Consider the following 25,337-nt stretch of genomic DNA (forward strand, 5'->3'; position numbering starts at 1 on the left):
CTCCCGCAGCCCCGCGCCGCGCAGGATCGCCTCGCGCCCGGCCGCGGTCTCCAGGCACCCCCGCGCCCCGCAGCGGCAGCGCGCGCCCTGAGGCCCCGGGTCCACGCACATATGGCCGATCTCCCCGGTGAAGCCGTGCGCGCCGCCGAACAGCCGGCCGTTCACCACGAAGCCCGCGCCGATGCCGACCTCGCCCGAGACGTAGACGAAGTTCCGCAGGTCCATGTGCTCGCCGCTCCACAGCTCGGCGCAGGCCGCCAGGTCCGCCTCGTTCGCGAAGGAGACCGGGAGCGGGAAGGGCGCCCGGAAGCGGGCGGCGAACGCGGCGCCCGTGTCCACGTCCTGCCAGCCCAGGTTCGGGGCCAGCCGGAGGATCCCCGTCGCCGTCTCCACCAGGCCCGGCACCGCGACGCCCACCCCGCACAGCGCGGTGCCCGCCGCCTCCGCCTCCGTCCGCTCCACGCGGGCCAGGTCCGCCGCGCGGCCCAGGACCTCGGAGGGGGAGCCGGCGCGGTTGTCGGCCGGGTGCTCGTGGTAGGCGCGTACCCGGCCGGTCAGGTCGACCCGGCAGACGGCCAGGTAGTCCACCCCGATCTCCAGGCCCAGGCCGTAGGGGCCGGAGTCCGAGAGGGTGAGGGCCGTCGCCGGGCGGCCCCGGCCCGCCACGGGGCGGCGGCCCGTCTCCGTCGCCAGGCCGGCCGCGCGCAGCCGGTCCACCAGCATGGACACCGTCGCCTTCGCCAGCCCGGTGCGCGCCGCGATGTCAGCGCGGGAGACGCCGGGCGCGTCCGCGATCGTGCCCAGGACGAGCGCCGCGTTGTGGCGCCGTACGTCGTTCTGGCTGACCGGTCCTGACACCTTGCCGCTCCCGTTGACAGTTCCCATTGACGGAGGACCACGAGGTGATCCACTGTTTTAGTCCAACCGTCAAACTAAAACATCGGGAGCGCTCATGGCTGCTCAGCCCCTCACTCCCCAGCCCGAGGACAGGTTCAGTTTCGGTCTGTGGACGGTCGGATGGCGCGCCGTCGACCCGTTCGGGGAGGCCACCAGGCCCCGGCTCGACCCGGTGGAGGCCGTGCACCGGCTCGCCGGGCTCGGCGCCTGGGGCGTGACCTTCCACGACGACGACCTGATCCCCTTCGGCGCCGACGGCGCCGAGCGCGAAGGCCATATCGCGCGGTTCCGCGAGGCCCTGGACGAGACCGGGCTCGTCGTCCCCATGGCCACCACCAACCTCTTCACCCACCCTGTCTTCAAGGGCGGCGCCCTCACCAGCGCCGACCGCGACATCCGCCGCTACGCCCTCCGCAAGGTGATGCGGAACATGGACCTCGCCGCCGAGCTCGGCGCCCGGACGTACGTCCTGTGGGGCGGCCGGGAGGGTGCGGAGACCGACGCGGGAATCGACGTACCCGCCGCGCTCGACCGCTACGCCGAGGGTGTCGACACCCTGGCCCAGTACGTCCTCGACCAGGGCTACGACCTGCGGCTCGCCCTCGAACCGAAGCCCAACGAGCCGCGCGGCGACATCCTGCTGCCCACCATCGGCCACGCCCTCGCCTTCATCTCCCGCCTCCAGCACCACGAGATGGTCGGCGTCAACCCCGAGGTGGGCCACGAGCAGATGGCCGGGCTCAACTACGTGCACGGCATCGGGCAGGCGCTGTGGTCCGGCAAGCTCTTCCACCTCGACCTCAACGGCCAGCGCGGCCCCCGCTACGACCAGGACTTCGTCTTCGGCCACGGTGACCTGCTCTCCGCCTTCTTCACGGTGGACCTCCTGGAGCACGGCGGCTACGAGGGCCCCCGCCACTTCGACTACAAGCCGCTGCGCACCGAGGACGCCGACGGGGTGTGGGCCTCCGCCGAGGCCAATATGCGCAGCTATCTGATTCTGCGGGAGCGGGCCCGCGCCTACCGCGCCGACCCCGAGGTGCGCGAGGCGCTGCGCGCCGCGCGCGTGGACCAGCTGGCCGTGCCCACCCTGGAGCCCGGCGAGACCCCGGCCCGGCTCGCCGCCGACCCCGGCGCGTTCGAGGAGTTCGACGTGGACGCGGCGGCGGCCCGCGGCGGCGGCTTCGTCCGGCTCTCGCAGCTCGCACTCGAACACCTGACGGGCGCGCGGTGAAGCGGCGGCTGGTCGCGGGGGTCGACTCCTCCACCCAGTCCTGCAAGGTCGTCGTACGGGACGCCGCCGACGGCGCCCTCGTCCGCGAGGGCAAGGCATCCCATCCGGACGGCACCGAGGTCGCCCCTGCGCACTGGCTGAGCGCGCTCGGCACCGCGCTGGAGGAGGCGGGCGGGCTCGCGGACGTCGCGGCCGTCTCGGTCGGCGGCCAGCAGCACGGGATGGTGTGCCTGGACGGGGAGGGCGAGGTCGTACGGCCCGCGCTGCTCTGGAACGACAACCGGTCCGGGGACGCGGCGCGCGAGCTCACCGAGGAGCTGGGCGCCGAGCGCTGGGCCGCTGCCGTCGGGCTGGTGCCCGTCGCCTCGTTCACCGTCAGCAAGCTGCGCTGGCTCGCCGCGCACGAGCCCGGCAACGCGGCGCGCACCGCCGCCGTCGCGCTCCCGCACGACTGGCTGACCTGGTGCCTGGGCGGTGCGGAGGGGCTGGAGGCGCTGGCCACCGACCGCAGCGACGCCAGCGGCACCGGCTACTGGTCGCCCGCCGAGGGCGGCTACCGGCGCGACCTGCTGACGCGTGCGCTCGGGCACGACGCGGTGCTGCCGCGCGTCGCCGCACCCGGCGAGGCCGTCGGGCGGGTGGCGGGCGGCGACACCCTGCTCGGGCCCGGCGCCGGGGACAACGCCGCCGCGGCGCTCGGCGTCGGCGCCCGCACCGGGGACGTCGTCGTGTCCATCGGCACCTCCGGCACGGTCTTCGCGGTGACCGACCGGCCCACCGCCGACCCCACCGGCACCGTCGCCGGGTTCGCGGACGCGGCGGGCGGCTTCCTGCCGCTGGTGGCCACGCTGAACGCCGCCCGGGTGCTGGAGGCGGCGGCCCGGCTGCTCGGCGTCGGCCTCGACGAGCTGTCCGAGCTGGCGCTCTCCGCGCCGCCGGGCGCTGACGGGCTCGTGCTCGTGCCGTATCTGGAGGGCGAGCGCACCCCCGCCCGCCCGGAGGCCACCGGAGCGCTGCACGGGCTCACCCTCGCCACCTCCACCCCGGCCCACCTCGCCCGCGCCGCCGTGGAGGGGCTGCTGTGCGGGCTCGCGGACGGGCTGGACGCGATGGTCGCGCTGGGCGTGGAGTGCCACCGGGTGGTGCTGGTCGGCGGCGGCGCCCGCAGCGAGGCCGTACGCCGGATCGCGCCCGCCGTGCTCGGGCGGCCGGTGGTGGTGCCGCCGCCCGGCGAGTACGTGGCGGACGGCGCGGCGCGGCAGGCGGCCTGGGTGCTGGCGGGCGGGCAGGAGCCGCCGGAGTGGCCCGCCGCGCAGGGCACCCGGAGCTATGCGTCGGCGCCGACGCCCGAGGTCCGCGAACGGTACGCCGGGGCCCGCGAACTCGTCGTCGACCAGCGGTAGGAGCGCGGGGAACCATGGCGCCCCCTCGGGGCCCATGGTTCTCCGATAGTTTTGTGTGGCATACTCCCTCCCAGGTCACGAGTGACAGCGATCAAGGCCCCGGCCCGCTGTCCGGCAACCCTCCGTCCGTGGCGGGGTGCCCCGGGTGATGACCAGGTCGCAGGACAGCAAGGTCCCGCGGCAAGCGCGGATCCCTCGCGCCAGGGGTCCTGGTCTTCGAGGGAGTTCTCCGTGAGCCAGCGAATGCGCTAGGGCCGTTGGCCCCTTCCGGCACGTCACCCTCTTCTCTCACGTCACCTCGCGGAGCCCTGTCATGCCGTTTTCCACCTCTTTTGCGCCGATTTCCCACCGTACGTCCGCCTCCGATCCCGTGTCCTGTACCGGCGGCGACGGGCCGCTGCCCGTGCTCGGCCGCGACGTCCGGGTGCCGCTCGCCACCGGCGGAGAGGTGACGTACGCCGCGCTCGACTACGCCGCCAGCGCCCCCGCGCTCCAGCGGGTCTGGGACGACGTCGCCGCCTACGCGCCGTACTACGGCAGCGTGCACCGCGGCGCCGGGCACCTCTCGCAGCTCTCCACCGAGCTGTTCGAGCAGAGCCGGGCCGCGGTCGCCGAGTTCCTCGGCTGCCGGGAGGGGGACCAGGTGGTGTTCACCCGCGCCACCACCGACTCCCTCAACCTCCTCGCGTCCGTCCTGCCGCGCGGCACCCGGGTGTTCGTGTTCGAGACCGAGCACCATGCGTCGCTGCTGCCCTGGCGCGGGCACGAGGTGACGTACCTGGACGCGCCCCGTACCCCCCAACAGGCGGTCGCCACGCTGGAGTCGGCCCTGCACGCCGCGCCGCGCGGCCCCAAGCTGGTGTGCGTCACCGGCGCCTCCAACGTCACCGGCGAGATCTGGCCGGTGCGCGAGCTGGCCCGCGCCGCGCACCGGCACGGCGCCCGTCTGGTGCTGGACGCCGCCCAACTCGCCCCGCACCGGCCCGTGGACCTGCGGGAGCTGGACGCGGACTGGGTGGCGCTCTCCGGGCACAAGCTGTACGCGCCGTTCGGCGCCGGGGTGCTCGCCGGGCGGGCCGACTGGCTGACCGGGGCCGAGCCGTACCTCGCGGGCGGCGGCGCGAGCCGCCGGGTCGTGCGGCGCCCGGACGGGGGAGTGGACGTCGAGTGGCACACCGGCACGGCCCGGCACGAGGCGGGCTCCCCGAACGTCATCGGCGCCTACGCGCTCGCCGCCGCGTGCCGGGCCCTGAGCGAGGCGGGCTTCGCGCGGCTGGCCGCGCGCGAGGAGCGGCTGCTGGCGCGGCTGCGCGCCGGGCTCGCCGAGGTCCCGCAGGCCCGGGTGCTCTCCCTGTTCGGCGCGGACGCCGACCGGGTGGGGGTGCTCTCGTTCGTGGTGGAGGGGTGGGACAGCTCGCGGCTCGCCGCCGCGCTCGCCGACAGCTACGGAATCGGGGTGCGGGACGGGCTGTTCTGCGCCCACCCGCTGCTGCGGGTGCTGCTGGGCGCGGACGCCGACGCGTCCGGCGAGTGCGGCGCCCCGCAGGACGCGCCGCGCGAGGGGGCGCTCGACGCGGTCCGGGTGAGCTTCGGCGCGGGCACCCCGGACGAGCATGTGGACCGACTCGTGACAGCGGTCCAGGCCCTCGCCCGACGCGGCGAGAGAGGGTAGGCCGCGCCCCGAAGGGGCCCGGGGAACTGCGCGCTCAGCCACGCACGCACCCGCACCCTGCAACGAAGCCGCAAGGGGCAGCCCCGGCCCAGCAAGATCCGCCGGGCGGCCCTAGGAGTCGAGGCCGATACTGAAGGCCGTCTCCAGGTCGTGCTGCGAGTACGTACGGAACGCGATGTGCGTCTCCGTCGACTCCACCCCCGGCACCTTGCTGATCCGGCCCGGGATGACGTCCGCCAGGTCGTCGTGCCGGGCCACCCGCACCATCGCGATCAGATCGTGCGCGCCCGTGACCGAGTAGACCTCGCTGACCCCCTCCAGCGCGGCGATCTGCTCGGCGATCTCGGGGATGCGGTCGGTGCTGGTCCTGATGAGCACGATCGAGGTGATCACGGTCGGATCTCTCCCTCCGGCGGCGGGGCTGGCCCGGTCACTCTAGCCCGGCGGAACCGGATCCACGCGTAGAGGAAGCCCAGCGTGAAGCCCACGACGTGCGCCAGATACGCCACCCCCGGCCCGTCGTCGTCCTCCCGGACGGCCAGCCACTGGAGGGTGAGCCAGAACAGCAGCACCGACCAGGCGGGAAAGCGCAGCGGGAGGAAGAAGAGGAAGGGGAAGACGCTGGTGACGCGGGTGCGCGGAAAGAGGTAGAGGAACGCGCCGAGCACCCCGGAGATCGCCCCCGAGGCCCCGACCAGGGTCTCCGGCGAGTCCGGGTGCGAGGCCGCGTAGCAGAGCATGGCCAGGTAGCCGACGCACAGATAGCTCAGCGCGAAGCGCGAGGGCCCCAGCCGCTGCTCGACCATGCCGCCGAACACGTACAGGAAGAGCAGGTTGCCGAGCAGATGCAGCCAGTTCCCGTGCAGGAAGAGCGCGGTGAGCGGGGTGAGCAGCGGCTCGGCGGCTCCGCTGAGCAGCGTGCGCGGCACCACGCCCCAGCGCCGGAAGTATTCGGCCTGGGCCGCGCGCAGCTCCTCTCCCGTGCCGTAGGAGGAGGTGAAGCCGGAGGCGGGACCGATCAGGAAGATCAGGCAGCAGGAGCCGATGAGGAGATAGGTCATCACGGGGCGCGCCCGCACGGGGCCGCGGACCCCGGGCGCGCGGTCGGTGCCGTCCATGCGCGGATGATGACGGCTCGGCCACGGCGGGTACGTCCCGACACACGCGGCGGGGCGCAGGCCGTAGGGTGAGGGGGATGTCCCCGGGGTCCCGCACGCCCCTTGACGTCCAGCGGTCCCCACTCCCCAGGAACGAGGATGAGACGATGCCGGTCCCCACGCCGACCGATCAGACCCGCTGGCGCTGCACGCTCTGCGGCAACCTCACCCGCTTCGACGTGACCCGGTCCAGCAGAGCGGTGGAGTACGTCCATCTGGACCTCGCGGGGGAGTCGCAGGTGGAGGAGCGGGAGGTGCTCAGTGAGAGCATCGAATCAGTGCGCTGCCGCTGGTGTGACGCCGTGGACAAGGTCGAGCTCGTGGACCGGCCGGGCGCACAGGTCTGAGGAACGGCAGGTGTGACCGGTGGTGGAACGGACGGGCGACGGGCCGGACCCCGGGGCGCCCGGCGGCTCCGACGGCGCGGGCGGCCCTCCGTCCGGCCCCGCTGAGCCGGAGGCCGGGGCGCACCCGGAGCCCGAGGCCCTGGACCGTCCGCTGCCCGAGAAGGTGCGCCGCCGGGTGGTGGCGTTCACCGGCGAGGCGCTCGGCGGGCTGACCGTGGCCGAGCTGCCGGCGCCGCTGCGGCAGTACGCCCGCTTCACCCCGCAGCGCCGGGCCAAGTTCGGCGGCAACGCGATGGCCGCGGCGCTGGAGAGCGACGCGGTGTTCCGGCAGCGCATCGCCGGACGGCTGCGCGACCGGTTTCCCGAGCTGGCCGAAGCGCTGGAGAACGGCAGCCCGCCGCCCGCCGCCGACCCGGTCGACGTCGGAGCGCTGGCGTACGTGCTGCGCCCCGCCGGCTGGTCCAAGCTGGTCGCGGCGGCGGGCGAGGAGGCCCAGCGCGCCCAGGCCGAGCGCGCGGACGAGGAGGCGCAGCGGGAGCTGGCCCGGCTCCGCACGGAGCTGGCCGAAGCGCGGAGCGCCGCGCGCGAGGACGCGGAGCGCTCGCGGGCCGAACTGGACGCGGTGCGCAAGGAGCTGGAGTCGGCGCAGCGCAAGCTGCGCAGCGCCCAGAGCGATGTGCGGCGCGGCGAGGCGGAGGTGCGGAAGGTGCGCGCCGAGCTGGAGTCCATGCGCGCCGCCGCCGGCTCGGACAAGGCGGCGGCCGACAGCGAGGTGCGGCGCCTCAAGTCCCGGCTCGCCGAGGCCGAGTCCGCGCTGGAGGCCGGGCGGCGCGCGGCCCGGGAGGGGCGCAGCGTCGCGGATATGCGGGTGCGGCTGCTGCTGGACACGGTGCTGGACGCGGCCCAGGGGCTGCGCCGGGAGCTGGCGCTGCCCCCGGCGTCCGTGCACCCGGCGGATACGGTCGAGGCGGTCGAACCCGGGCAGATCTCCCCCAAGGACGTGGCCGCCAGGGCGCTTTCGGAGACCGACCCGGCGCTGCTGGACCAGCTGCTGGCGCTGCCCCGGGCCCATCTCGTCGTCGACGGCTACAACGTGACCAAGACGGGCTATCCCGCGCTGCCGCTGGAGAAGCAGCGGCTGCGGCTGCTCGGCGGCCTCGCGGTGCTGGCGGCCCAGTCCGGCGCGGAGGTCACCTGCGTCTTCGACGGGGCCGAGCTGGCCGCGCCGGTGCTGCTGGCGCCGCCCCGCGGGGTGCGGGTGCTGTTCTCCAAACCGGGCCAGACGGCGGATGAGTTGATCCGCCGGCTGGTGCGGGCCGAGCCGCCGGGGCGGCCGGTGGTGGTGGTCTCCTCGGACCGCGAGGTCGCCGACGGGTGCGCCGCCGCCGGGGCCCGTCCGGTGGCCTCTGTCCTTCTTCTGAACCGGCTGGCCCGAACGTAGCGTCCTGATCGGCGACAGCGGGTGACCGAACGGATGCGGCGCGTGTGGCGCGGGTAAAAGATTCCGCTTGTGAGTGCCTTTTTCGCAGAGGGATTTGATCCCGTCAGTCACGCGTGGCTAGTGTCTGGCCCGAACCTTCGCGCGGTTGCTCACCCATCCGGGGTGACCGTGAAGGCCCGTCCGAAAGCGCCGGAGTTGACCGACCGGCTGGACGGCTGAGGAAGAAGGAGCTCGCCCCAGTGGCGTCCCACCGTCGACCCAAGCAACCGGGCCGCGCTCGCGTCGGAGCCTTCACTCTGACCGCGGCGGCCGCCGTCGCCCTCACCGCGCAGGCGGCGCACGCTGAGCCCCAGCCGTCCAAGAAGGACGTCAAGGAGAAGGTCGACAAGCTCTACGAGGACGCCGAGGGCGCCACCGAGAAGTACAACGGCGCCAAGGAGAAGCAGGAGAAGCTGCAGAAGCAGGTCGAGAACCTGCAGAGCAGCGTGGCCCGCGGCCAGGCGCAGCTCAACAAGATGCGCAACGGCCTCGGTTCGATGGCCACCGCGCAGTACCGCACCGGCGGCATCGACCCCTCCGTGCAGCTCTTCCTCTCCTCCAGCCCGGACAACTACCTCGACCGGGCCTCGGCCATGGACCAGTTGAGCGGCAAGCAGGCCGAGGCGCTCAAGAAGATCCAGGCCAAGCAGCGCGCCCTCGCGCAGCAGCGCCAGGAGGCCGGGGACAAGCTCAAGGACCTCTCCGAGACCCGCAAGGAACTCGGCACGAAGAAGAAGGCCATCCAGGGCAAGCTCTCCAAGGCGCGCTCGCTGCTCAACTCCCTCACCGCGAAGGAGCGCGAGCGGCTGGAGGCGAAGCAGCGCAAGGAGGCCCAGGAGGCCGCGAAGAAGGCGGAGAAGGCCGACAGCTCCAAGCAGCAGCAGTCCGCCGGCGACGCGTCGTCGGACGCGCCGAGCGGCAAGGCCGGTTCGGGCCGCGCGGGATCCGCGTTCGCCGCCGCCAAGGGCAAGGTCGGCAGCCCGTATGTGTGGGGCGCCACCGGGCCCAGCTCCTTCGACTGCTCGGGCCTGACCTCGTGGGCGTACAAGCAGGCGGGCGTCTCGCTGCCGCGCACCTCTCAGGCCCAGGCCAACGCGGGCACCCGGATATCCAGCCAGGGCCAGCTCCAGGTCGGTGACCTGGTCTTCTTCTACAACGACCTGCACCACGTGGGTCTCTACGCGGGCGGCGGCCAGATTCTGCACGCCCCCAAGCCCGGGGCCAGCGTCCGCTTCGAGTCGATCAACAACATGCCGTTCATGTTCGGGGCCCGGGTCGGCTGACGGGTCGGCGTCGGCGGGTCAGCGGTGTGACGATAGGTAAACGTCCTTCCTCCGGGTGAATCCCGGCGAGTTGGGGCGACCCCGGTGATCCCGTCGTGACCTGCGTGGTCGCGGCCCGGTCCGGGCGTACTCGGATTTGCTTGCGAGAGACGGTGCTTGGCGCTCCGTAACGGCGCGGCTACATTCTGCGGGCGCAGTTCGCCTAGCGGAAGGAGCGCGTGCTCCAGTGGCATCGCACCGGTCCCCTCGACGTACCTCACGCCCAGTGAAGGGCTGGCCCACCCGGATCACCGTGCTGTCGGCGGCGGCGGGCGCCGCCGCCGCGCTCGCGCCCAGCGCGGGCGCGGCCCCGGCCGACGACCCCGAGCGCCCCTCGAAAGCCGGCGTCGCCGACGTCAACACCCGCGTGGACAAGCTCTTCGAGCAGGCCGAGGGCGCCACCGAGAAGTACAACGCGACAGCCGAGCGCACCGGCAAGCTGCGCGAGCAGGTCGAGCAGGTCCAGGACCGCGTCGCACGCGGGCAGGGCAAGGTCAACCGGATGCGCGACGCGCTGTCCGCGCTGGCGGGCGCGCAGTACCGCTCGGGCGGCATCGACCCGACCGTGCAGCTCATGCTCACCGAGGATCCGGACGGCTACCTCGACAAGGCCGCCACCCTGGACCGGATCAGCTCCCGGCAGCTGCTTGAGCTGCGCCGGCTGCAGAGCGCGCAGCGCGACCTGAAGCAGCAACGCGAGCAGGCCGCCGAGAAGCTCGCAGGGCTGGAGCGGCACACCCGGAAGCTGAAGGGCCAGAAGCGGACCGTGCAGCGGAAGCTCGGCGCGGCCCAGCGGCTGCTCAACCAGCTCACCCCCAAGGAGCGCGCCGAGCGCGAGCGCGCGGCGCGCGGCGGGGACCGCGACAAGGCCCCCCAGGGCGGCGGGCAGGGCGCCGACGGCGAGGCGGGCGGCTCCTCCGACACCGGCTCCTCCGCCGCCTCCGGGCGCGCGGCCGCCGCCGTCGCCGCCGCCAAGTCGGTGGTCGGCAGGCCGTACTCGTGGGGTGCCGCCGGGCCCAGCGCGTTCGACTGCTCCGGGCTCACCCAGTGGGCGTACGGCCAGGCGGGCACCTCCATCCCGCGCACCTCGCAGGGCCAGCGCACGGCGGGGCAGCAGGTGCCGCTGTCCCAGGCCCAGCCCGGTGACCTGGTGACCTATCGCGACGACGCCAGCCACGTGGGCATCTACACGGGCAACGGCCAGGTGGTGCACGCGCCCTACCCCGGCGCCCAGGTGCGGTACGACCCGGTCGGCATGATGCCGGTCTCCGCGGTGACCCGGCCCTGAGACGCCCGCGCGGCGCTCCCCGTACGATCGGGGCGTGGCGGGTCGCAGGCGTACCGGGCGGACGGCGGGCGGTGTGGTGAGCGCGGCCCTCGTCCTCGCGCTCGTCGGCTCCTGCGACGCCGCGGGCGGGGACAGCGGCGACGGCACCCGCGCGGACCGCGCCGCGGTGCAGCGGCTCCTCGACCGGCAGGCCGCCGCCGTGCGGAACGGGAACGAGCGGGCCTATCTCGCCACGGTCACCTCCCCCGGCCCGTTCCGCCGCACCTTCCGCAATCTGCGCAAGCTGCCGCTCGCCGAGTGGTCCTACCGGGTCACCCGGGTCACCCCCGACGCCGGGGACGGCACGGGCGGCACCGCCGAGGCGCGGCTGCGCTACCGCCTCAAGGGCCACGACCGGGCCGCCAGCACCGCCGTGGAGAAGCTGGAGCTGGTCCGCGCTGCGGGCCGGTGGCGGGTCAGCGGCGAGGCGGCGGACAGCGAGCGGCAGCTGTGGGAGCAGGGCGAGCTGACCGTCGTACGCGGCGAGCGCAGCCTGGTGCTGGGGGTCGGCCGCAGCCGCCGGACGCTGCGCGCCCTCGCCCGCACCGCCGACCGCGCCGTCCCCGCCGTCAGCGGCGCCTGGCCCCGCGACTGGCAGCGCACCCTGGTGGTGGAGGCGCCCGCCTCGGTGCCGGACCTCGCCCGGCTGCTCGGCGAGCCCGCCTCCGCCGCCGGGACGTACGAGGGCATCGCGGCCGTCACCACCGGGGAGGCCGGGGGGCCCGGCCGGCGTGACGCGCCGGCCGACCGCATCGTCGTCAACCCCCGCGCCTACGGCGTGCTCAGCGCGGAAGGGCGGCAGATCGTCACGACCCACGAGGCCACCCATGTCGCCACCCGCCGCCAGACCACCTCGGCGACCCCCATGTGGCTCTCCGAGGGCCTCGCGGACTGGGTGGCGTACCGCTCCTCCCCGCTGGGCCGGCGGGGCGCGGCGGCCATCGCGCCGGAGCTGGCGCGCGAGGTGCGGGAGACCGGCCCGCCCCGCGCCCTGCCCACCGACCGGGACTTCCGCTTCGGCAGCGACGCCGATCAGCTCGCCCGCGCCTACCAGGGCGGCTGGCTGGCCTGCCGGATGATCGCCGAACGCTGGGGCGAGCGGCGGCTCGTCTCGCTCTACGAGCGGGTGGGCAGGAGCGGCACCGACACCAAAGGCGCGGACCGCGCCCTGCGCGCCGAACTCGGGGTGGGCGAGAAGGAGTTCACGGGGCTGTGGCGTACATATGTGCGGGAGCGGCTGGCGGAGTGAGGGCGCCCCACGGGTTGCCCCGGCTCGCCGTGGGCGTCCGCGGGCAGGTGGGGGTACCCCCTGCTCGAGCGAAGCCGAGCGCTTGGGGGAGGCTGGGCGCGCCGCTCCCCGCGCCCCTGTTGGAGTCGGCGTTGGCCGGTGCCGCTGTGCTGCGGTTGCCGGGCGCGGAGCGCCGGGGCCGCGACACCGTGTCCTGCCACAGCCGGGCGCAGGCGACCACGCAGGCGGCGACAAGCAGCCCGTTGCGCCCCGCGAGCAGCGCGATGCCCGCGCCGTCGCTGGCCACCACATGCCCGAACCAGACGGGGAACTCCAGCACCGTCAGCGCCGTCGCGGCCAGCACCAGGACCGCCGGGAGCCCCTGGCGGCTCGCCCGCAGCGACAGGCAGACCGCCGCCAGCGCGACCAGCCAGACCATGTACTGCGGGCTGAGCACCCGGCTGGTCGTGGTGAACAGCAGCACGGCGGCGAACGCCGCGTCCGCCGGCGTGCTCGGCGTCCACTCCACCGCGCACACCCGCCACAGCAGCAGCCAGCCGAACCCGAGCACCGTCAGCACCAGCGCGGCGGCGCTCACCAGCTCCACCCCCGGCCCGAGGAACTCCATCGAGCCGTAGTGCAGCCGCACCTCCCCCTCCCAGCCGAAGTGCCGCGCCACATGCAGCACCAGCCCGCCCAGCGACTCCACCTCGGTGCCCCGTTCCTGCTGGGCCGTCAGAAAGTCCAGCGCCCCCGGCATCGCCACCGCGAACCCGGCCGTCAGCACGGCGGCGACGGCGGCGGCCGAGGCCCACCCCGCGCGCGTGGCCCGGCCCCGGGCCAGCCCCGCCAGCAGCAGCGCGGGCCACACCTTCAGCAGCGCCCCGAACCCGGCCAGCGCGCCCGCCCAGCGCGGGTGCCGCACGGCCGCCAGCAGCGCGGCGACGGCGACGGCGGCGACCATCACGTCGTAGCGCGCGTACGCCGTGGGGCCCAGCAGCGGGACGCCCGCGATCCAGACCCAGGCGCCGGCCCGCCGGCTGTCCGGACGGCGGCGGGCGTACAGCAGCAGCCCGAGGACGGCCGCGTCCGCCGCGCAGGCCAGCACATAGAACGCGGTGGCGTAGCTCAGCGCGCTCACCGCGGTGAGCGCGGCGGGGGAGAGGATGGCGAGCGCGGCGGCGGGCGGGTACTGCCAGGTCACGTCGTCCACGGGGAACGAGCCGTCGCGCAGCGTCGTGAACCAGCCGTGGTAGATCACCTCGACGTCGGTGGTCACGTCCAGCCCCGGCAGGGTGAAGACCTGGAGCACACACAGCAGCAGCGCGGTCCGGGTGGCGGCCCAGGCAGCCAGGGCCGCCAGGGTCCCGGCGCCGGATCTCGTCATGTGCCCATCATGCCAGCGACCCGTGCCCGGACCGGGGCCGCCCCGTCGGCTACTGTCTGCGGCGATGCACAAGACCCTCATCGTCACCAACGACTTCCCGCCGCGCCCCGGCGGCATCCAGGCGTTCCTGCACAGCATGGCGCTGCGGCTGGACCCGGACGAGGTGGTCGTCTACGCCTCCACCTGGAAGCGCGGGCGCGAGGGCGCGGAGGCCACGGCCCGGTTCGACGCGGAGCAGCCGTTCCGGGTCGTCCGGGACCGTACGACGATGCTGCTGCCCACCCCCCGGGTCACCCGGCGCGCGGTGCGGCTGCTGCGCGAACACGGCTGCCGCTCCGTCTGGTTCGGGGCCGCGGCACCGCTCGGGCTGATGGCGCCCGCGCTGCGCCGGGCGGGCGCCCGGCGGCTGGTGGCGACCACCCACGGGCACGAGGCGGGCTGGGCCCAGCTCCCCGGCGCCCGCGCGCTGCTGCGCCGGATCGGCGAGGGCACCGACACCCTCACCTACCTCGGCGAGTACACCCGGACCCGGATCGCCCGCGCGCTCACCCCGCGGGCCGCCGGGCGCATGGTGCGGCTGCCGCCCGGCGTCGACGAGAAGACCTTCCACCCCGGCTCGGGCGGCGACGCGGTCCGCGCCCGGCTCGGCCTCAGCGACCGCCCGGTCGTGGTGTGCGTCTCCCGGCTGGTCCCCCGCAAGGGGCAGGACACCCTCATCCAGGCGATGCCGCGCGTGCTGTCCGCCGTGCCGGAGGCGGTGCTGCTGATCGTGGGCGGCGGGCCCTACCGCGCGGACCTGGAGCGGATGGCCGCCGACCGCGGCCTGACGGACGCGGTGCGCTTCACCGGGCCCGTTCCCTGGGAGGAGCTGCCCGCGCACTACGGCGCGGGCGACGTCTTCGCCATGCCCTGCCGCACCCGCCGAGCCGGGCTCGACGTGGAGGGGCTCGGCATCGTCTATCTGGAGGCGTCCGCGACCGGCCTGCCGGTCGTCGCGGGCGACTCGGGCGGGGCGCCGGACGCCGTGCTGGACGGCGAGACGGGGTGGATCGTACGGGGCGGACGGCCACGGGAGTCGGCCGACCGCGTGATCGAGCTGCTGCGCGACCCGGAGCTGCGCGCCCGCATGGGCGCGCGCGGCCGGGCCTGGGTGGAGGAGCGGTGGCGCTGGGACCTGCTGGCGGGGGAGCTGCGGGAACTGCTGGAGCCGTGACCCCGGCGACAAGGGCGCCCCTGGCCTGACGCGGCGCGGCTCCCCCGCCGGGGGAGGGGCTACGGGGCGTAGATCGCCTCGATCTCGTCCGCGAAGTCCTTCGCCACCGCGCTCCGCTTCAGCTTCAGGGACGGCGTGACATGGCCGGACTCCTCCGTGAGCTGCTGCCTGAGGACGCGGAACTTGCGTACGGACTCGGCCTGGGACACCGCGGCGTTGCCGTCGTCCACGGCGTGCTGCAGCTCGGCCAGCAGCTCCGCGTCCGCGAGCAGCGCGTCCTGCGACAGCTCCTGCTTGCCGTGCTCCTTCGCCCAGCGCGGCAGGAACTCCTCGTCCACCGTCAGCAGCGCGCCCACGAACGGGCGGCCGTCGCCGACGACCATGCACTCGGCGACCAGCGCGTGGGCGCGGATCCGGTCCTCGATGACGGCGGGGGCGACGTTCTTGCCGCCGGCCGTCACCAGGATCTCCTTCTTCCGCCCGGTGATGGTCAGATAGCCGTCGGCGTCGAGGGCGCCGAGGTCGCCGGTGTGGAACCAGCCGTCGGCGAACACCTCCTCGGTGCCCTGCGGGTTGTTCCAGTAGCCGGTGAAGAGGTGTTCGCCGTGCAGCAGCACCTCGTCGTCGTCGGCGATCCGGATCACCGAGCCGGGCAGCGGCTGGCCGACGGTGCCGATCTTCGGCCGGTCATACGGGTTGAACGCGGTGGCCGCGCACGACTCGGTCAGCCCGTAGCCCTCCAGCACGGTGAAGCCGACGCCCCGGAAGAAGTGGCCCAGCCGCTCGCCCAGCGGGGCGCCGCCGCAGATGGCGTGCGTGGTGCGGCCGCCGAGTGCGGCCCGCAGCTTGCGGTACACCAGCCGGTCGAAGAGCCGGTGCTGGATCCGCAGCCCGAGCGACGGCCCGCCCGGCTCGTCCAGCGCGCGGCTGTAGGCGCGGGCGACGGCGGCGGCGCGGTCGAAGATCCGGCCCTTGCCGTCGGCGACGGCCTGGGCGCGCGCCGCGTTGTAGACCTTCTCGAAGACCCGCGGCACCCCCAGCACCAGGGTGGGCCGGAAGGCCGCCAGCTCGGTGGTGAGGGTCTTGACGTCGGAGAGGTGCCCGAGCTTGATCGGCGCCATCACCGCGGCGATCTGCACCAGCCGCCCGAGGACGTGTGCGACGGGCAGGAAGAGCAGGACGGAGCTCTCGCCCGTGCGGAACAGCGGCCCCAGCCGCTCGACGACGTTGCCGCACTCGGCGAAGAAGCTGCGGTGGGTGAGCACGCAGCCCTTGGGGCGCCCGGTGGTGCCGGAGGTGTAGACGAGGGTGGCGGGCGAGTCGGCGTTCGCGGCCGACTCCCGCTCCTCCACCGTCGCGTCGGACACGCCCGCGCCGTCCGCAGCGAGCCGGGCGACCGCGCCCGGGTCGTCCGCCGACGGCTCGATCCGCCACACCTGCCGCAGCTGCGGCAGCCGGTCGCGCACGGACGCCACGGCCTCGGCGTGCGCCTGGGTCTCCGTGACGCAGACGACCGCGCCGGAGTCGCCGAGGATCCAGGAGATCTGCTCCGGCGAGCTGGTCTCGTACACCGGGACGGTGACCGCGCCCGCGCTCCACACCGCGAAGTCCAGCAGCGTCCACTCGTAGCGGGTGCGGGACAGCAGGCCGACCCGGTCGCCCGGCTGCACCCCCGCCGCGATCAGGCCCTTCGCCGCGGCCCGCACCTCGTCGAGGAACTCCGCCGCTGTCACGTCCTCCCAGCGCCCGCCGCGCTTGCGCCCCAGAACCGGCACATCCGGGTGCCGCGCCGCGTTGCGGCGGATGAGGTCGGTCAGACTGCCGTCTGCGGGCACTTCGTAGAGGGCCGGAAGGCTGAACTCGCGCAAGACTGCTGCTCCTCGTCGGCGCCGGACAGGGGCCGTCGGGGGCGGCCTCCATCGGCTCGGTCCAAGAAACGCGGGGGGTTCGGATCTTGGGGATTGACGGCCCGGACGTTACCCACCGGTATAGCGCGCGGGATAGGGGAAGCCTCCAGATGTCTCGTGCGTCACACGCGGCGGGCCCGCTTCCGGCAGCGTACGCCCCGTGCGGGGGCGGCCGTGCGCGACCGTACGCTGAAGTCATGCGAGTCCACGTGGTCAGCGACGTACACGGCAACAGCAGGGATCTCGCGCGGGCCGGCGACGGCGCCGACGCGCTCGTGTGCCTGGGCGACCTCATCCTCTTCCTCGACTACCGCGACCACTCGCGCGGCATCTTCCCCGAGCTCTTCGGCCGGGAGAACGCCACCCGCATCGTCGAGCTGCGCACCGCCCGCCGCTTCGCCGAGGCCCGCGAGCTGTCCCGGCGGCTGTGGGCCGGGGTCGACCGCCAGGCGGCCACCGAGGAGGCGGTCCGCAAGCAGTACGCGGAGCTGTTCGCCGCGTTCCCCACCCCGACGTACGCCACCTACGGCAACGTCGACATGCCCCCGCTGTGGCCGGAGTACGCGGGCCCCGGCACCACCGTGCTGGACGGCCGTACGGCCGAGATCGGCGGCTGGCGCTTCGGCTTCGTCGGGGGCGGGCTGACCACCGCGATGCGCACCCCCTTCGAGATCGACGACGAGACCTACGCCGGGAAGATCGCCGCCCTCGGGGAGCGCGGGGACGTCGACGTGCTCTGCTCGCACATCCCGCCGGAGGTGCCCGAGCTGTGCTACGACACCGTCGCGCGCCGCTTCGAGCGGGGCAGCTCCGCGCTGCTGGAGGCCGTGCACGCGCTGCGCCCGCGCTACCACCTGTTCGGGCACGTCCACCAGCCGCTGGTGCGGCGCATGCGGATCGGCGCCACGGAGTGCGTGAACGTCGGACACTTCAACGCCACAGGGACACCCTGGGTGCTGGAGTGGTGACCACCGCGCTGATCCGGACCGGCGGGCGCGCGGTAGCCTTCGACGGCAGGGCGCCGGGGCATCTGGGCAGCATCTGGGCACACCACAGGCACATTCGGAGGGCCATCGCGATGGCGGAACACACCAGCTCTAGCATCACCATCGACGCGGCGCCCGGCGCCGTGCTGGAGGTGATCGCCGACTTCCCCCACTACCCGGAGTGGGCGGGCGAGGTGAAGGAGGCGGAGGTGCTCGGCCAGGACGGCCAGGGCCATGCCGAGCAGGTCCGCCTGGTGCTGGACGCCGGTGCGATCAAGGACGAGCACACCCTCGCCTACGAGTGGATCACCGGCCCCGGCTCCGGCGGCGAGGTGGACGAGGTGCGCTGGTCGCTCGTGAAGTCCCAGATGCTGCGCTCCCTGGACGGCGCCTACCGGCTCGCACCGCTCGGGGACGGCAGCAGCACGGAGGTCACCTACCAGCTGACCGTCGACGTCAAGATCCCGCTGCTGGGGATGATCAAGCGCAAGGCCGAGAAGGTGATCATCGACCGCGCGCTGGACGGACTGAAGCAGCGCGTGGAGTCCGGTGCGTCCGCGGGCGGCACCGAGAGCGGAGGCGACAGCTGAGCGCGCACACGGAGCGGCCGGAGGACCCGGAGAGCGCCGCGGGCTCCGAGGGCGCCGCGAGCTCCGAGGACTCCGAGGGCGCCGGGAGCTCCCGGGGCCCGGAAGGCGAAGAGCTGCCGCAGATCGTCCTCGTCACCGGAAGCGGCGGATCCGGGCGGACCACGATCGCGGCGGCCACCGCCTGCGCCGCCGCGGCCCAGGGCCACCGGACGCTGCTGGTCAGCGCCGAGCCCGCGGCGCTGCTCGGCACGCTGCTGGGCCCGGAGCCCGGGGTCGCGCTGCGGCGGGTCGACGCGGGCGGCGAGTTCCGCGCCCAGGCCGCCGCGCTCCAGCGGCGCGGCCAGACCGTACTCGACCTGCTGGGCGCCGCCCCGCTCGACGACGAGGAGCTGACCGAGCTGCCCGGCGCCGAGGCCGTAGCGCTGCTGCGGGCCCTCCGCCACGCGGCGGACGGCGCGGACGGTGTGGACGGCGCGGACGGTGCGCGGGAGACGGCAGGCGCGGAGCGCGTCCCCTGGGACACCGTCGTGGTCGACCTGCCGCCCACCCCGCACGGGTTGAACGCGCTGCTGCTGCCCGAGCAGTCCCGGCGCTATCTGCGCCGCCTCGTTCCGCCCGAGCGGCAGGCGGCGCGGGCGCTGCGCCCGGTGCTCGCGCAGCTCGCCGGGGCCCCGGTGCCGGGCCAGTGGCTGTATGACACCACGGCCCGCTGGGAGCGCGAACTCGCGGACCTCCAGCGGATCGTGGAGTCCCCGCGCACCGCCGTACGGCTGGTGACCGAGCCGGGCCCGCTCGCCGCCGAGGCGCTGCGCACGGCCCGCGCCGGGCTGCGGCTGCACGGGCTGGCGCTGGAGGCCGTGGTCGCCAACCGGCTGCTGCCCACCGGCTCCCCCGACCCCTGGCTCGCCGCGCTCGCCGGGCAGCAGCAGGACGCGCTCAAGGACCTCCGCGCCACCTGCGAGGCCGAGGACATACCGCTGTGCGAACTGCCGCACCTCGGGCGGGACCCGCGCGGCCCGGAGGACCTCGCCGGGCTGGCCGCTGCGGCGCGCGCCACCGCCGGGACCGCGGGCCCGCAGGAGGGGGCGCGGCAGGGCCGGGTGGAGGACCGGCTGGCCGCGGACGGCCATCTGGTGTGGCGGCTGCCGGTGCCGGGCGCCCGGCGGGAGGAGCTGGAGCTGGTGCGGCGCGGAGACGAACTCATCGTCGGCGTCGGCGCGTACCGGCGGGTGCTCGCGCTGCCGTCCGCGCTGCGCCGCTGCCGGGTCTCGGGCGCCGCGCTGGACGGCGGCGAACTCCGGGTGCGTTTCACACCGGACCCCCAGCTGTGGCCCCGGCCGATCGGGTAACGTCGGAGTCCCCAGGATTTGTGCGAGGAGCCCGCCATGAGCGACGACACCGAGCGCCAGACCGTACGGCCGCAGCCGGACGCCGATGCCTGGGCGACCGCCTGCGAGGAGGACCTGAAGGCCGAGCAGGCACGCCGCCGCGAGCGCTACGGACCGCCGCCGGTCAGCGCCGCTGAGGAGCTGCGCAAGCTGGCCGACACGGTGGCCGGGAAGGTCGCCGAGTTCGGCAAGCCGCTGGGCGGCGCCGCGGCGTCCGGGGCCGCCCAGGGGGTGGCCCAGCAGTTCATCGAGCAGGCCAGGGCGGCGGTGGAGCCCGTCGTGGCCCGCAACCCGCAGATCTTCGACCACCTCGCCGCCGCGGGCAACGAGCTGCTCGCCGCGTACCGCGCGGCCGTCCAGGACTCGGAGCGCCGCTGGACGGTGGAGCGGGACGACGACGGCCCGGAAGCGGAGCTGGACCGTATCGAGTTGGACGACCCGGTCGACCCGAAGGACCCGCGGGACGAAGCGGACTAGGGGGTGTTTCGAAAGCCCCATGCGCCGCACGGGGCTTTCGAAACACCCCCTAGTGCCGTGGCCGCGAGGGGCGCGGCCTTGAACGGGGCGGGCCCGGCCGGAATGATCCGTCGGCGCGCCACGGCCCTCCGGTACCGTGGTCCGCGGCGGGGTCAGACCGGAAAACCGAGGGATACATGGGACTCACAATCGGCGTCGACATCGGTGGCACCAAGATCGCGGCAGGCGTTGTCGACGAGGAAGGCACCATCCTCGAAACGAGCACGGTGCCGACGCCGCCCACCCCCGAGGCCGTCATCGACGCGATCGGGGACGCCGTCCGGCAGGCCAGCAAGGCGTACGAGGTGGACGCCGTCGGCATCGGAGCGCCGGGTTACGTGGACGACAAGCGCGCCACGGTGCTGTTCACCCCGAACCTCAGCTGGCGGCACGAGGCGCTCAAGGACAAGGTCGAGCAGCGCATCGACCTGCCCGTCGTCATCGAGAACGACGCCAACGCCGCCGCCTGGGGCGAGTACAAGTTCGGCGTGGGCACCGGCCACGGCGAGGTCGTCTGCATCACCATCGGCACCGGCCTGGGCGGCGGCGTGATCATCGGCGGCAGGCTGCACCGCGGACGCTTCGGCGTCGCCGCCGAGTTCGGGCACATCCGGATGGTGCCGGACGGCCTGCTGTGCGGCTGCGGCAACCAGGGCTGCTGGGAGCAGTACGCCTCGGGCCGCGCGCTGCTCCGCTACGCCCAGCAGCGCGCCTCCGCCACCCCGGAGAACGCCGCCGTGCTGCTCGGCCTGGGCGACGGCACCACCGAGGGCATCAGGGGCAAGCACATCAGCCAGGCGGCCCGGCAGGGCGACCCGGTCGCCATCGACTCGTTCCGCGAGCTGGCCCGCTGGGCGGGCGCCGGACTCGCCGACCTCGCCTCCCTCTTCGACCCGGGCGCCTTCATCGTCGGCGGCGGCGTCTCCGACGAGGGCGAGCTGGTGCTCGACCCGATCCGCAAGTCCTACCGCCGCTGGCTGGTCGGCAGCCGCTGGCGCCCGCACGCCGAGGTGCTCGCGGCCCAACTCGGCAACAGGGCGGGGATGGTGGGCGTCGCCGACCTGGCCCGGCAGGGCTGAGCGCGGCGCCGGAGCGGGCCGGGGAGAGGACGCGGGGACCGAAGAGGAGCGCACGTGACCACGCCACCAGCCGATCTGCCGCCGTCGCGCACCGAGGACGACGGCTCCGCCGTCGTCCGGCTGCTGAGCTACAACATCCGTTCCATGCGGGACGACACGGCGGCGCTCGCCCGGGTGATCCGGGCATGCGCTCCCGATGTTGTCTGCGTCCAGGAGGCCCCGCGGTTCTTCCGCTGGCGCAAGTACGCGTCACGGCTGGCCATGGCGACCGGCCTGCAGTACGTCACGGGCGGAGCCACCGCGAGCGGCCCGATGGTCCTCGCCTCCCTGCGCCCGTATGTGGAGCGGACAGCGGACGTGCTGCTGCCGCGCACCCCGGGGCTGCACCAGCGCGGCCTGGCCACCGCCGAGCTGCGGTTCGGCGAGTCGGCGCGGCTGGGCGTGCTGAGCTTCCACCTCAGCCTGCGGGACGCCGAGCGGTACGAGCAGGGCGGCGCGCTGCTGAGCCGGCTGCGCGGCCTCGGCCCGTACGCGGTGGCCGCGGGCGACGTCAACGAGCGGCCCAAGGGCCGCACCTTCCAGCGGCTGGCCGCGGAGCTGCAGGACGGCTGGGCGACGGCGCCGTGGGGTGCGGAGTACACCTCGGAGCCGGGGCGTCCGCATCAGCGGATCGACGCGGTCTTCGCGACCCGCGGCGTCGAGGTGCTGGGATGCGGGGTGCCCCGCGGTCTGGCCGGAGTGACCGCACAGGACCTGCGGGCCGCGACGGACCACCTCCCCGTACTCTCCGCCCTCCGGATCCCGCCGGCCTAGGGGTGTCCCGCGGGTCGGGGCTGCTCCCCGCACAACCGCAGAGAACCCGCACCCAGCAACGAAGCCGCAAGGGGCTGCCCCTGCCCGGCAGGGCCCGCAGCACACGACACGGCTCAGACGACGGCGCCCCGGCCCGGGTCGTCCCAGCCGTCCTCGTCGTCGTCGGTCCGCATCCGCACGACCAGCGTGCCGAACCCGCCCAGAAATCCGCCCACGCCCAGCGTGACGATCCACCACACCATCTCGACCTGGAAGAGGATCGAGCCGATCAGCAGCAGCGGGCCGCCCAGCACCGCGACCCAGGCGAACTTGGTGGTCGTGTCGGTCTGCGGCAGCGGCGGCGGCTCGGGCGGCACGAAGTGGCCCTCGTCCTCCTCGCCCCCGCTCACCTCCTCCGGGGGCGGCGTCCAGTCGCGCGGGCCCGTCCCCGCCGCGTACACCGTGAAGCTGCGCACGGGAGGATCGCCCTCGGCGCCTCCGGACCCGGAACCGGACTCGGAGCCGGAGCCGGGCTCGGGCTCGGGCCCGGACGACTCGGGCTCGGAGCCGGGGTCCGCGTCCCGGGGCTTGGTCAGGGTGTCGCCGTCCGGCTCGGCGGACCCGGGCGGCTCCGGAGCGTCGCCGTACGCCGCGACGATCTCGGCCCAGGCCGCCTCCTCGTCCGGGGGCAGCGTGGGTTCGCGGCGCGCCTCGCGAGCCTCGCCCTCGCCCTCGTCGCCGCCGCGCTCCGCGCCGGGGTCACGCTCCGTCACTTGCCGCCCTCTTCGCCGTCAGCCGGGTGATGAATCCGTACGAGTCCGCGAAGACACTCTCCGCGTCATGGTCCAGTGTGGCCACATGCAGGCTGCGCTCCAGCACGGTCTCGGTCACATCGGTGGACGAGACCCTGCTGAGCACCAGTGCCGAGTCACTGGGCGGCACCACATGGTCCGTCCTGCTGTGCAGCAGCAGCAACGGCTGGGTCACCTGTGGAAGTTCAGCGCGTACGACCCGGGTGAAATTCCGCATCTGCAGCGCGGCCCGCGTCGGCACCCGGTCGTAGCCGGTCTCCGCGACCCCCGCCTTGGCGATGTCGCTGGTGATCCCCTTCACCGAGCGCACCAGAAAGCGCACGGCGGGCAGCGCGAACCCCTGCAGCCGGGGGAAGCTCGCGGCCGGGTTCACCACCGCGACACCGCTGACGGCGGTGGAGTGCCGGGCCGCGAGGCGCAGCGCGAGGGTGCCGCCCATCGACAGACCGCAGACGAACACCTGCGCACACCGCTCCGAGAGCAGCCGCAGCTCCCGTTCCGCGGTCGCGTACCAGTCCTCCCAGCCGGTCGTCTCCAGGTCCTCCCAGCGCGTGCCGTGCCCCGGCAGCAGCGGCAGCGAGACGGTCAGCCCGCGGTCGGCGAGGTGCTCTGCCCAGGGGCGCAGCGACTGCGGGCTGCCCGTGAACCCGTGGCAGAGCACCACGCCCACCTCGGACGATCCGTCTCGGCGCAGTGGCTCGGCTCCGGGGAGGGTGGGGGGCACGGCGGGCCTCCTGAGGCGTCAGGCGTCGGTTGAGGACGGGACTGCGGTGCGGAGTGCTGCCACCTTACGCGCGCCGCGGGGCGGCGGACAGCGCCGCCGAGTGGTCCCGGGACGGGCGAGATAGGGTTCAGGGCGTCAGACACAGGAGGTCCGGTTGTTCTACGGCGCGATGAAGGTCTCGGTGGGCAGCGCCCTGAAGCTCACGTTCCGCCCCTGGGTCGAGGGGCTGGAGAACGTACCGGCCGAGGGGCCCGCGATCCTGGCCAGCAACCATCTCTCCTTCTCCGACTCCTTCTTCCTCCCCGCGGTGCTCGACCGCAAGGTCACCTTCATCGCCAAGGCGGAGTACTTCACCTCGCCGGGCCTGAAGGGCCGGATGACGGCCGCGTTCTTCAAGGGCGTGGGGCAGCTGCCGGTGGACCGCTCCGGAGTGCGGGGCGCGGGGGAGGCCGCGATCAGGAGCGGGATGGAGGTGCTGGAGCGCGGCGAGCTGTTCGGGATCTACCCGGAGGGCACCCGCTCGCCGGACGGCCGCCTCTACCGCGGCAAACCCGGCGGCCTGGCCCGGCTCGCGCTGCGCTCGGGGGCGCCGGTGATCCCCGTGGCGATGATCGACACCGAGAAGATCCAGCCGCCCGGCAAGGTCGTGCCCAAGCTGATGCGCCCCGGCATCCGGATCGGGGAGCCGCTGGACTTCAGCCGCTACCAGGGCATGGACAACGACCGGTTCATCCAGCGCGCGGTCACCGACGAGGTGATGTACGCGATCCTCAAGCTCTCCGGCCAGGAGTACGTGGACATCTACGCGACCGCCGCCAAGCGGCAGCTCGCCGACGCGGAGAAGGCCAGGAAGCAGCAGGAGCGGGCGGAGCGGGCAGAGCAGCCTGCGGAGCAGGCGGCAGAGCAGTCGGCGGAGGACGCGCCGGAGGGCGGCAGACGGGCAGCGTAGTCCCGGGACCGGGTCCCGGAGCAGCACACAGGGGACGGGAGCAGTGGCCGCACAGGGCACGAAGAGCGCCAGGAAGATGTCGGTGGAGCAGCCGCTGTGGCACGCACTGACCGGTTACCGGCTGCTCACGCTCGCCTACGCCCTGGCCGTCTTCGGCTGGGAGGCCGAGGACTACTCGCACCCCGTGCCCGGCGGGATCTATCTGGCGGCGCTGACCGTCTGGACGCTGCTCACCCTGCGCAACGTCTCCGGCGCCCGGCGCTGCACCCGCCCGTTCCTCGTCGCCGACATCAGCTTCGCGCTCGTCGGCATCCTGATGTCGCCGCTGATCGACACGCATGGCCGGGTGGGCCCCACGCTGCCGTCCATCTGGGTCGCCGGGCCGGTGCTCGCGTTCGCCCTCAAGGCCGGCTGGCGCTGGGCGGCGGGGGCCTCGCTGCTGGTCGGGATCGCGAACGTCGTCGAGCGGGGCGCCATCACCCGGCCGACCCTCCACAACGCGCTGCTGGTCTGCGTCGCCAGCGTCGCCATCGGCTACGTGGTGGAGGTGGCCCGGGACAGCGAGCGGACCCTCGCCCGCGCGCTCCAGATCGAGGCCGCCACCCGGGAGCGGGAGCGGCTGGCGCGCGACATCCATGACAGCGTCCTGCAGGTGCTGGCGATGGTGCAGCGCCGGGGGACGGTGCTGGGCGGCGAGGCCGCCGAGCTGGGGCGGCTGGCGGGGGAGCAGGAGGTGGCGCTGCGTACGCTCGTCTCCGAGGGGGTCGTGCCGCGGCGCGCACCGGGAGCGGAGCGGCGGGCCGCGCCGCCGGGAGCGGACGGGCGCGCGGACCCCTCAGCGGGCGGCCCGGCGGGCGGCCCCGCCGGTGACAGCGGTGCGGCGCGGGACGCGGGGGACGGAGCGGATGCAGGAGACGCGGGAGACGC

Annotated in this window: 24 protein-coding genes and 1 riboswitch; of the genes, 17 read left to right on the forward strand and 7 right to left on the reverse strand. The window is 74.6% G+C overall.

Annotation, left to right across the window (positions count from 1 at the left end; translation table 11 throughout):
• The coding region (locus tag G5C65_RS07015; RefSeq protein WP_165297759.1) for an ROK family transcriptional regulator at positions 1-885 on the reverse strand (885 nt) is incomplete at its 3' end.
• A gap of 67 nt (positions 886-952) precedes the next feature.
• Here G5C65_RS07015 and xylA point away from each other — a divergent pair.
• The 3 genes from xylA to G5C65_RS07030 all read left to right on the forward strand — a co-directional run bounded on the left by xylA (position 953) and on the right by G5C65_RS07030 (position 5,206).
• A complete protein-coding gene (gene xylA, locus G5C65_RS07020; RefSeq protein ID WP_165297760.1) occupies positions 953-2,131 on the forward strand; it encodes a xylose isomerase in 1,179 nt (392 codons plus the stop codon).
• The gene (xylB, locus tag G5C65_RS07025; protein WP_338146263.1) at positions 2,128-3,534 is read left to right on the forward strand and encodes a xylulokinase; all 1,407 of its coding nucleotides are present in this window, start codon (positions 2,128-2,130) and stop codon (positions 3,532-3,534) included. Before xylA ends, xylB begins: the two co-directional genes overlap by 4 nt.
• A 73-nt stretch (positions 3,535-3,607) precedes the next feature.
• Positions 3,608-3,727, forward strand: a riboswitch (SAM riboswitch).
• Positions 3,728-3,847: 120 nt separating this feature from the next.
• Complete coding sequence (locus tag G5C65_RS07030; RefSeq protein ID WP_165297761.1) at positions 3,848-5,206, forward strand: aminotransferase class V-fold PLP-dependent enzyme; 1,359 nt, start codon at positions 3,848-3,850, stop codon at positions 5,204-5,206.
• A gap of 111 nt (positions 5,207-5,317) precedes the next feature.
• Here G5C65_RS07030 and G5C65_RS07035 read toward each other — a convergent pair whose 3' ends face one another.
• Positions 5,318-5,599, reverse strand: coding sequence for an Lrp/AsnC ligand binding domain-containing protein (locus G5C65_RS07035; protein WP_165297762.1), 282 nt, complete (start codon positions 5,597-5,599; stop codon positions 5,318-5,320).
• Positions 5,596-6,324 (reverse strand): rhomboid family intramembrane serine protease, encoded by a 729-nt coding sequence (locus G5C65_RS07040; RefSeq protein ID WP_165297763.1) that lies wholly within the window; start codon positions 6,322-6,324, stop codon positions 5,596-5,598. Before G5C65_RS07040 ends, G5C65_RS07035 begins: the two co-directional genes overlap by 4 nt.
• A gap of 146 nt (positions 6,325-6,470) precedes the next feature.
• Between G5C65_RS07040 and G5C65_RS07045 the strand changes: the two genes are divergently transcribed.
• The 5 genes from G5C65_RS07045 to G5C65_RS40080 all read left to right on the forward strand — a co-directional run bounded on the left by G5C65_RS07045 (position 6,471) and on the right by G5C65_RS40080 (position 12,088).
• Entirely contained in the window at positions 6,471-6,710 is a 240-nt protein-coding gene (locus tag G5C65_RS07045; RefSeq protein WP_165297764.1) for a hypothetical protein, read from the forward strand.
• Positions 6,711-6,729: 19 nt separating this feature from the next.
• On the forward strand, positions 6,730-8,151 hold the full coding sequence (locus tag G5C65_RS07050; RefSeq protein ID WP_420903287.1) for an NYN domain-containing protein: 1,422 nt from the start codon (positions 6,730-6,732) through the stop codon (positions 8,149-8,151).
• Positions 8,152-8,390: 239 nt separating this feature from the next.
• Positions 8,391-9,473: an NlpC/P60 family protein gene (locus G5C65_RS07055; RefSeq protein WP_165297765.1), complete on the forward strand. Its 1,083-nt coding sequence runs from the start codon at positions 8,391-8,393 to the stop codon at positions 9,471-9,473.
• A 265-nt stretch (positions 9,474-9,738) separates the two neighbouring features.
• On the forward strand, positions 9,739-10,800 hold the full coding sequence (locus G5C65_RS07060) for an NlpC/P60 family protein (RefSeq protein ID WP_338146264.1): 1,062 nt from the start codon (positions 9,739-9,741) through the stop codon (positions 10,798-10,800).
• Between the two features lie 34 nt (positions 10,801-10,834).
• Positions 10,835-12,088 (forward strand): hypothetical protein, encoded by a 1,254-nt coding sequence (locus G5C65_RS40080; protein WP_165297766.1) that lies wholly within the window; start codon positions 10,835-10,837, stop codon positions 12,086-12,088.
• Here the strand turns inward: G5C65_RS40080 and G5C65_RS07070 are convergent.
• Positions 12,042-13,454: a glycosyltransferase family 87 protein gene (locus G5C65_RS07070; protein ID WP_165297767.1), complete on the reverse strand. Its 1,413-nt coding sequence runs from the start codon at positions 13,452-13,454 to the stop codon at positions 12,042-12,044. The two genes, G5C65_RS40080 and G5C65_RS07070, sit on opposite strands and share 47 nt — an antisense overlap.
• Before the next feature lie 64 nt (positions 13,455-13,518).
• Between G5C65_RS07070 and G5C65_RS07075 the strand changes: the two genes are divergently transcribed.
• On the forward strand, positions 13,519-14,667 hold the full coding sequence (locus G5C65_RS07075) for a glycosyltransferase family 4 protein (protein WP_165297768.1): 1,149 nt from the start codon (positions 13,519-13,521) through the stop codon (positions 14,665-14,667).
• 59 nt (positions 14,668-14,726) lie between these two features.
• On the opposite strand, the gene G5C65_RS07080 is transcribed toward G5C65_RS07075, so the two are convergent.
• Positions 14,727-16,535 carry an AMP-dependent synthetase/ligase gene (locus tag G5C65_RS07080; protein ID WP_165297769.1) on the reverse strand — a complete coding sequence of 603 codons (1,809 nt, stop codon included), beginning with the start codon at positions 16,533-16,535 and terminating at the stop codon, positions 14,727-14,729.
• Between the two features lie 236 nt (positions 16,536-16,771).
• Here G5C65_RS07080 and G5C65_RS07085 point away from each other — a divergent pair, with 236 nt between their 5' ends.
• From G5C65_RS07085 to G5C65_RS07110, 6 genes are all read left to right on the forward strand, one after another.
• Entirely contained in the window at positions 16,772-17,542 is a 771-nt protein-coding gene (locus G5C65_RS07085) for a metallophosphoesterase family protein (RefSeq protein WP_165297770.1), read from the forward strand.
• A 110-nt stretch (positions 17,543-17,652) separates the two neighbouring features.
• Complete coding sequence (locus G5C65_RS07090) at positions 17,653-18,150, forward strand: SRPBCC family protein (protein WP_165297779.1); 498 nt, start codon at positions 17,653-17,655, stop codon at positions 18,148-18,150.
• Between the two features lie 113 nt (positions 18,151-18,263).
• Positions 18,264-19,499, forward strand: a complete 1,236-nt coding sequence (locus G5C65_RS07095) for an ArsA family ATPase (RefSeq protein ID WP_165297780.1) — start codon at positions 18,264-18,266, stop codon at positions 19,497-19,499.
• Between the two features lie 36 nt (positions 19,500-19,535).
• Positions 19,536-20,015: a DUF5304 domain-containing protein gene (locus tag G5C65_RS07100; protein WP_165297771.1), complete on the forward strand. Its 480-nt coding sequence runs from the start codon at positions 19,536-19,538 to the stop codon at positions 20,013-20,015.
• A gap of 176 nt (positions 20,016-20,191) precedes the next feature.
• Entirely contained in the window at positions 20,192-21,133 is a 942-nt protein-coding gene (locus G5C65_RS07105; RefSeq protein WP_165297772.1) for an ROK family glucokinase, read from the forward strand.
• A 54-nt stretch (positions 21,134-21,187) separates the two neighbouring features.
• A complete protein-coding gene (locus G5C65_RS07110) occupies positions 21,188-21,946 on the forward strand; it encodes an endonuclease/exonuclease/phosphatase family protein (protein ID WP_338146265.1) in 759 nt (252 codons plus the stop codon).
• 113 nt (positions 21,947-22,059) lie between these two features.
• Here G5C65_RS07110 and G5C65_RS07115 read toward each other — a convergent pair whose 3' ends face one another.
• Positions 22,060-22,698, reverse strand: coding sequence for a hypothetical protein (locus G5C65_RS07115; protein WP_165297773.1), 639 nt, complete (start codon positions 22,696-22,698; stop codon positions 22,060-22,062).
• Positions 22,685-23,461, reverse strand: a complete 777-nt coding sequence (locus G5C65_RS07120; RefSeq protein WP_165297774.1) for an alpha/beta fold hydrolase — start codon at positions 23,459-23,461, stop codon at positions 22,685-22,687. The genes G5C65_RS07115 and G5C65_RS07120 overlap by 14 nt, the downstream gene beginning before the upstream one ends.
• Positions 23,462-23,615: 154 nt before the next feature.
• Between G5C65_RS07120 and G5C65_RS07125 the strand changes: the two genes are divergently transcribed.
• Both G5C65_RS07125 and G5C65_RS07130 read left to right on the forward strand, forming a co-directional pair.
• Positions 23,616-24,410, forward strand: a complete 795-nt coding sequence (locus G5C65_RS07125) for a lysophospholipid acyltransferase family protein (protein WP_165297775.1) — start codon at positions 23,616-23,618, stop codon at positions 24,408-24,410.
• 76 nt (positions 24,411-24,486) lie between these two features.
• Positions 24,487-25,337: DUF5931 domain-containing protein (locus tag G5C65_RS07130; protein WP_241265609.1), on the forward strand; the 851-nt coding region annotated here is incomplete at its 3' end.

This window comes from Streptomyces boncukensis (assembly GCF_011045075.1).
GTDB lineage: Bacteria > Actinomycetota > Actinomycetes > Streptomycetales > Streptomycetaceae > Streptomyces > Streptomyces boncukensis.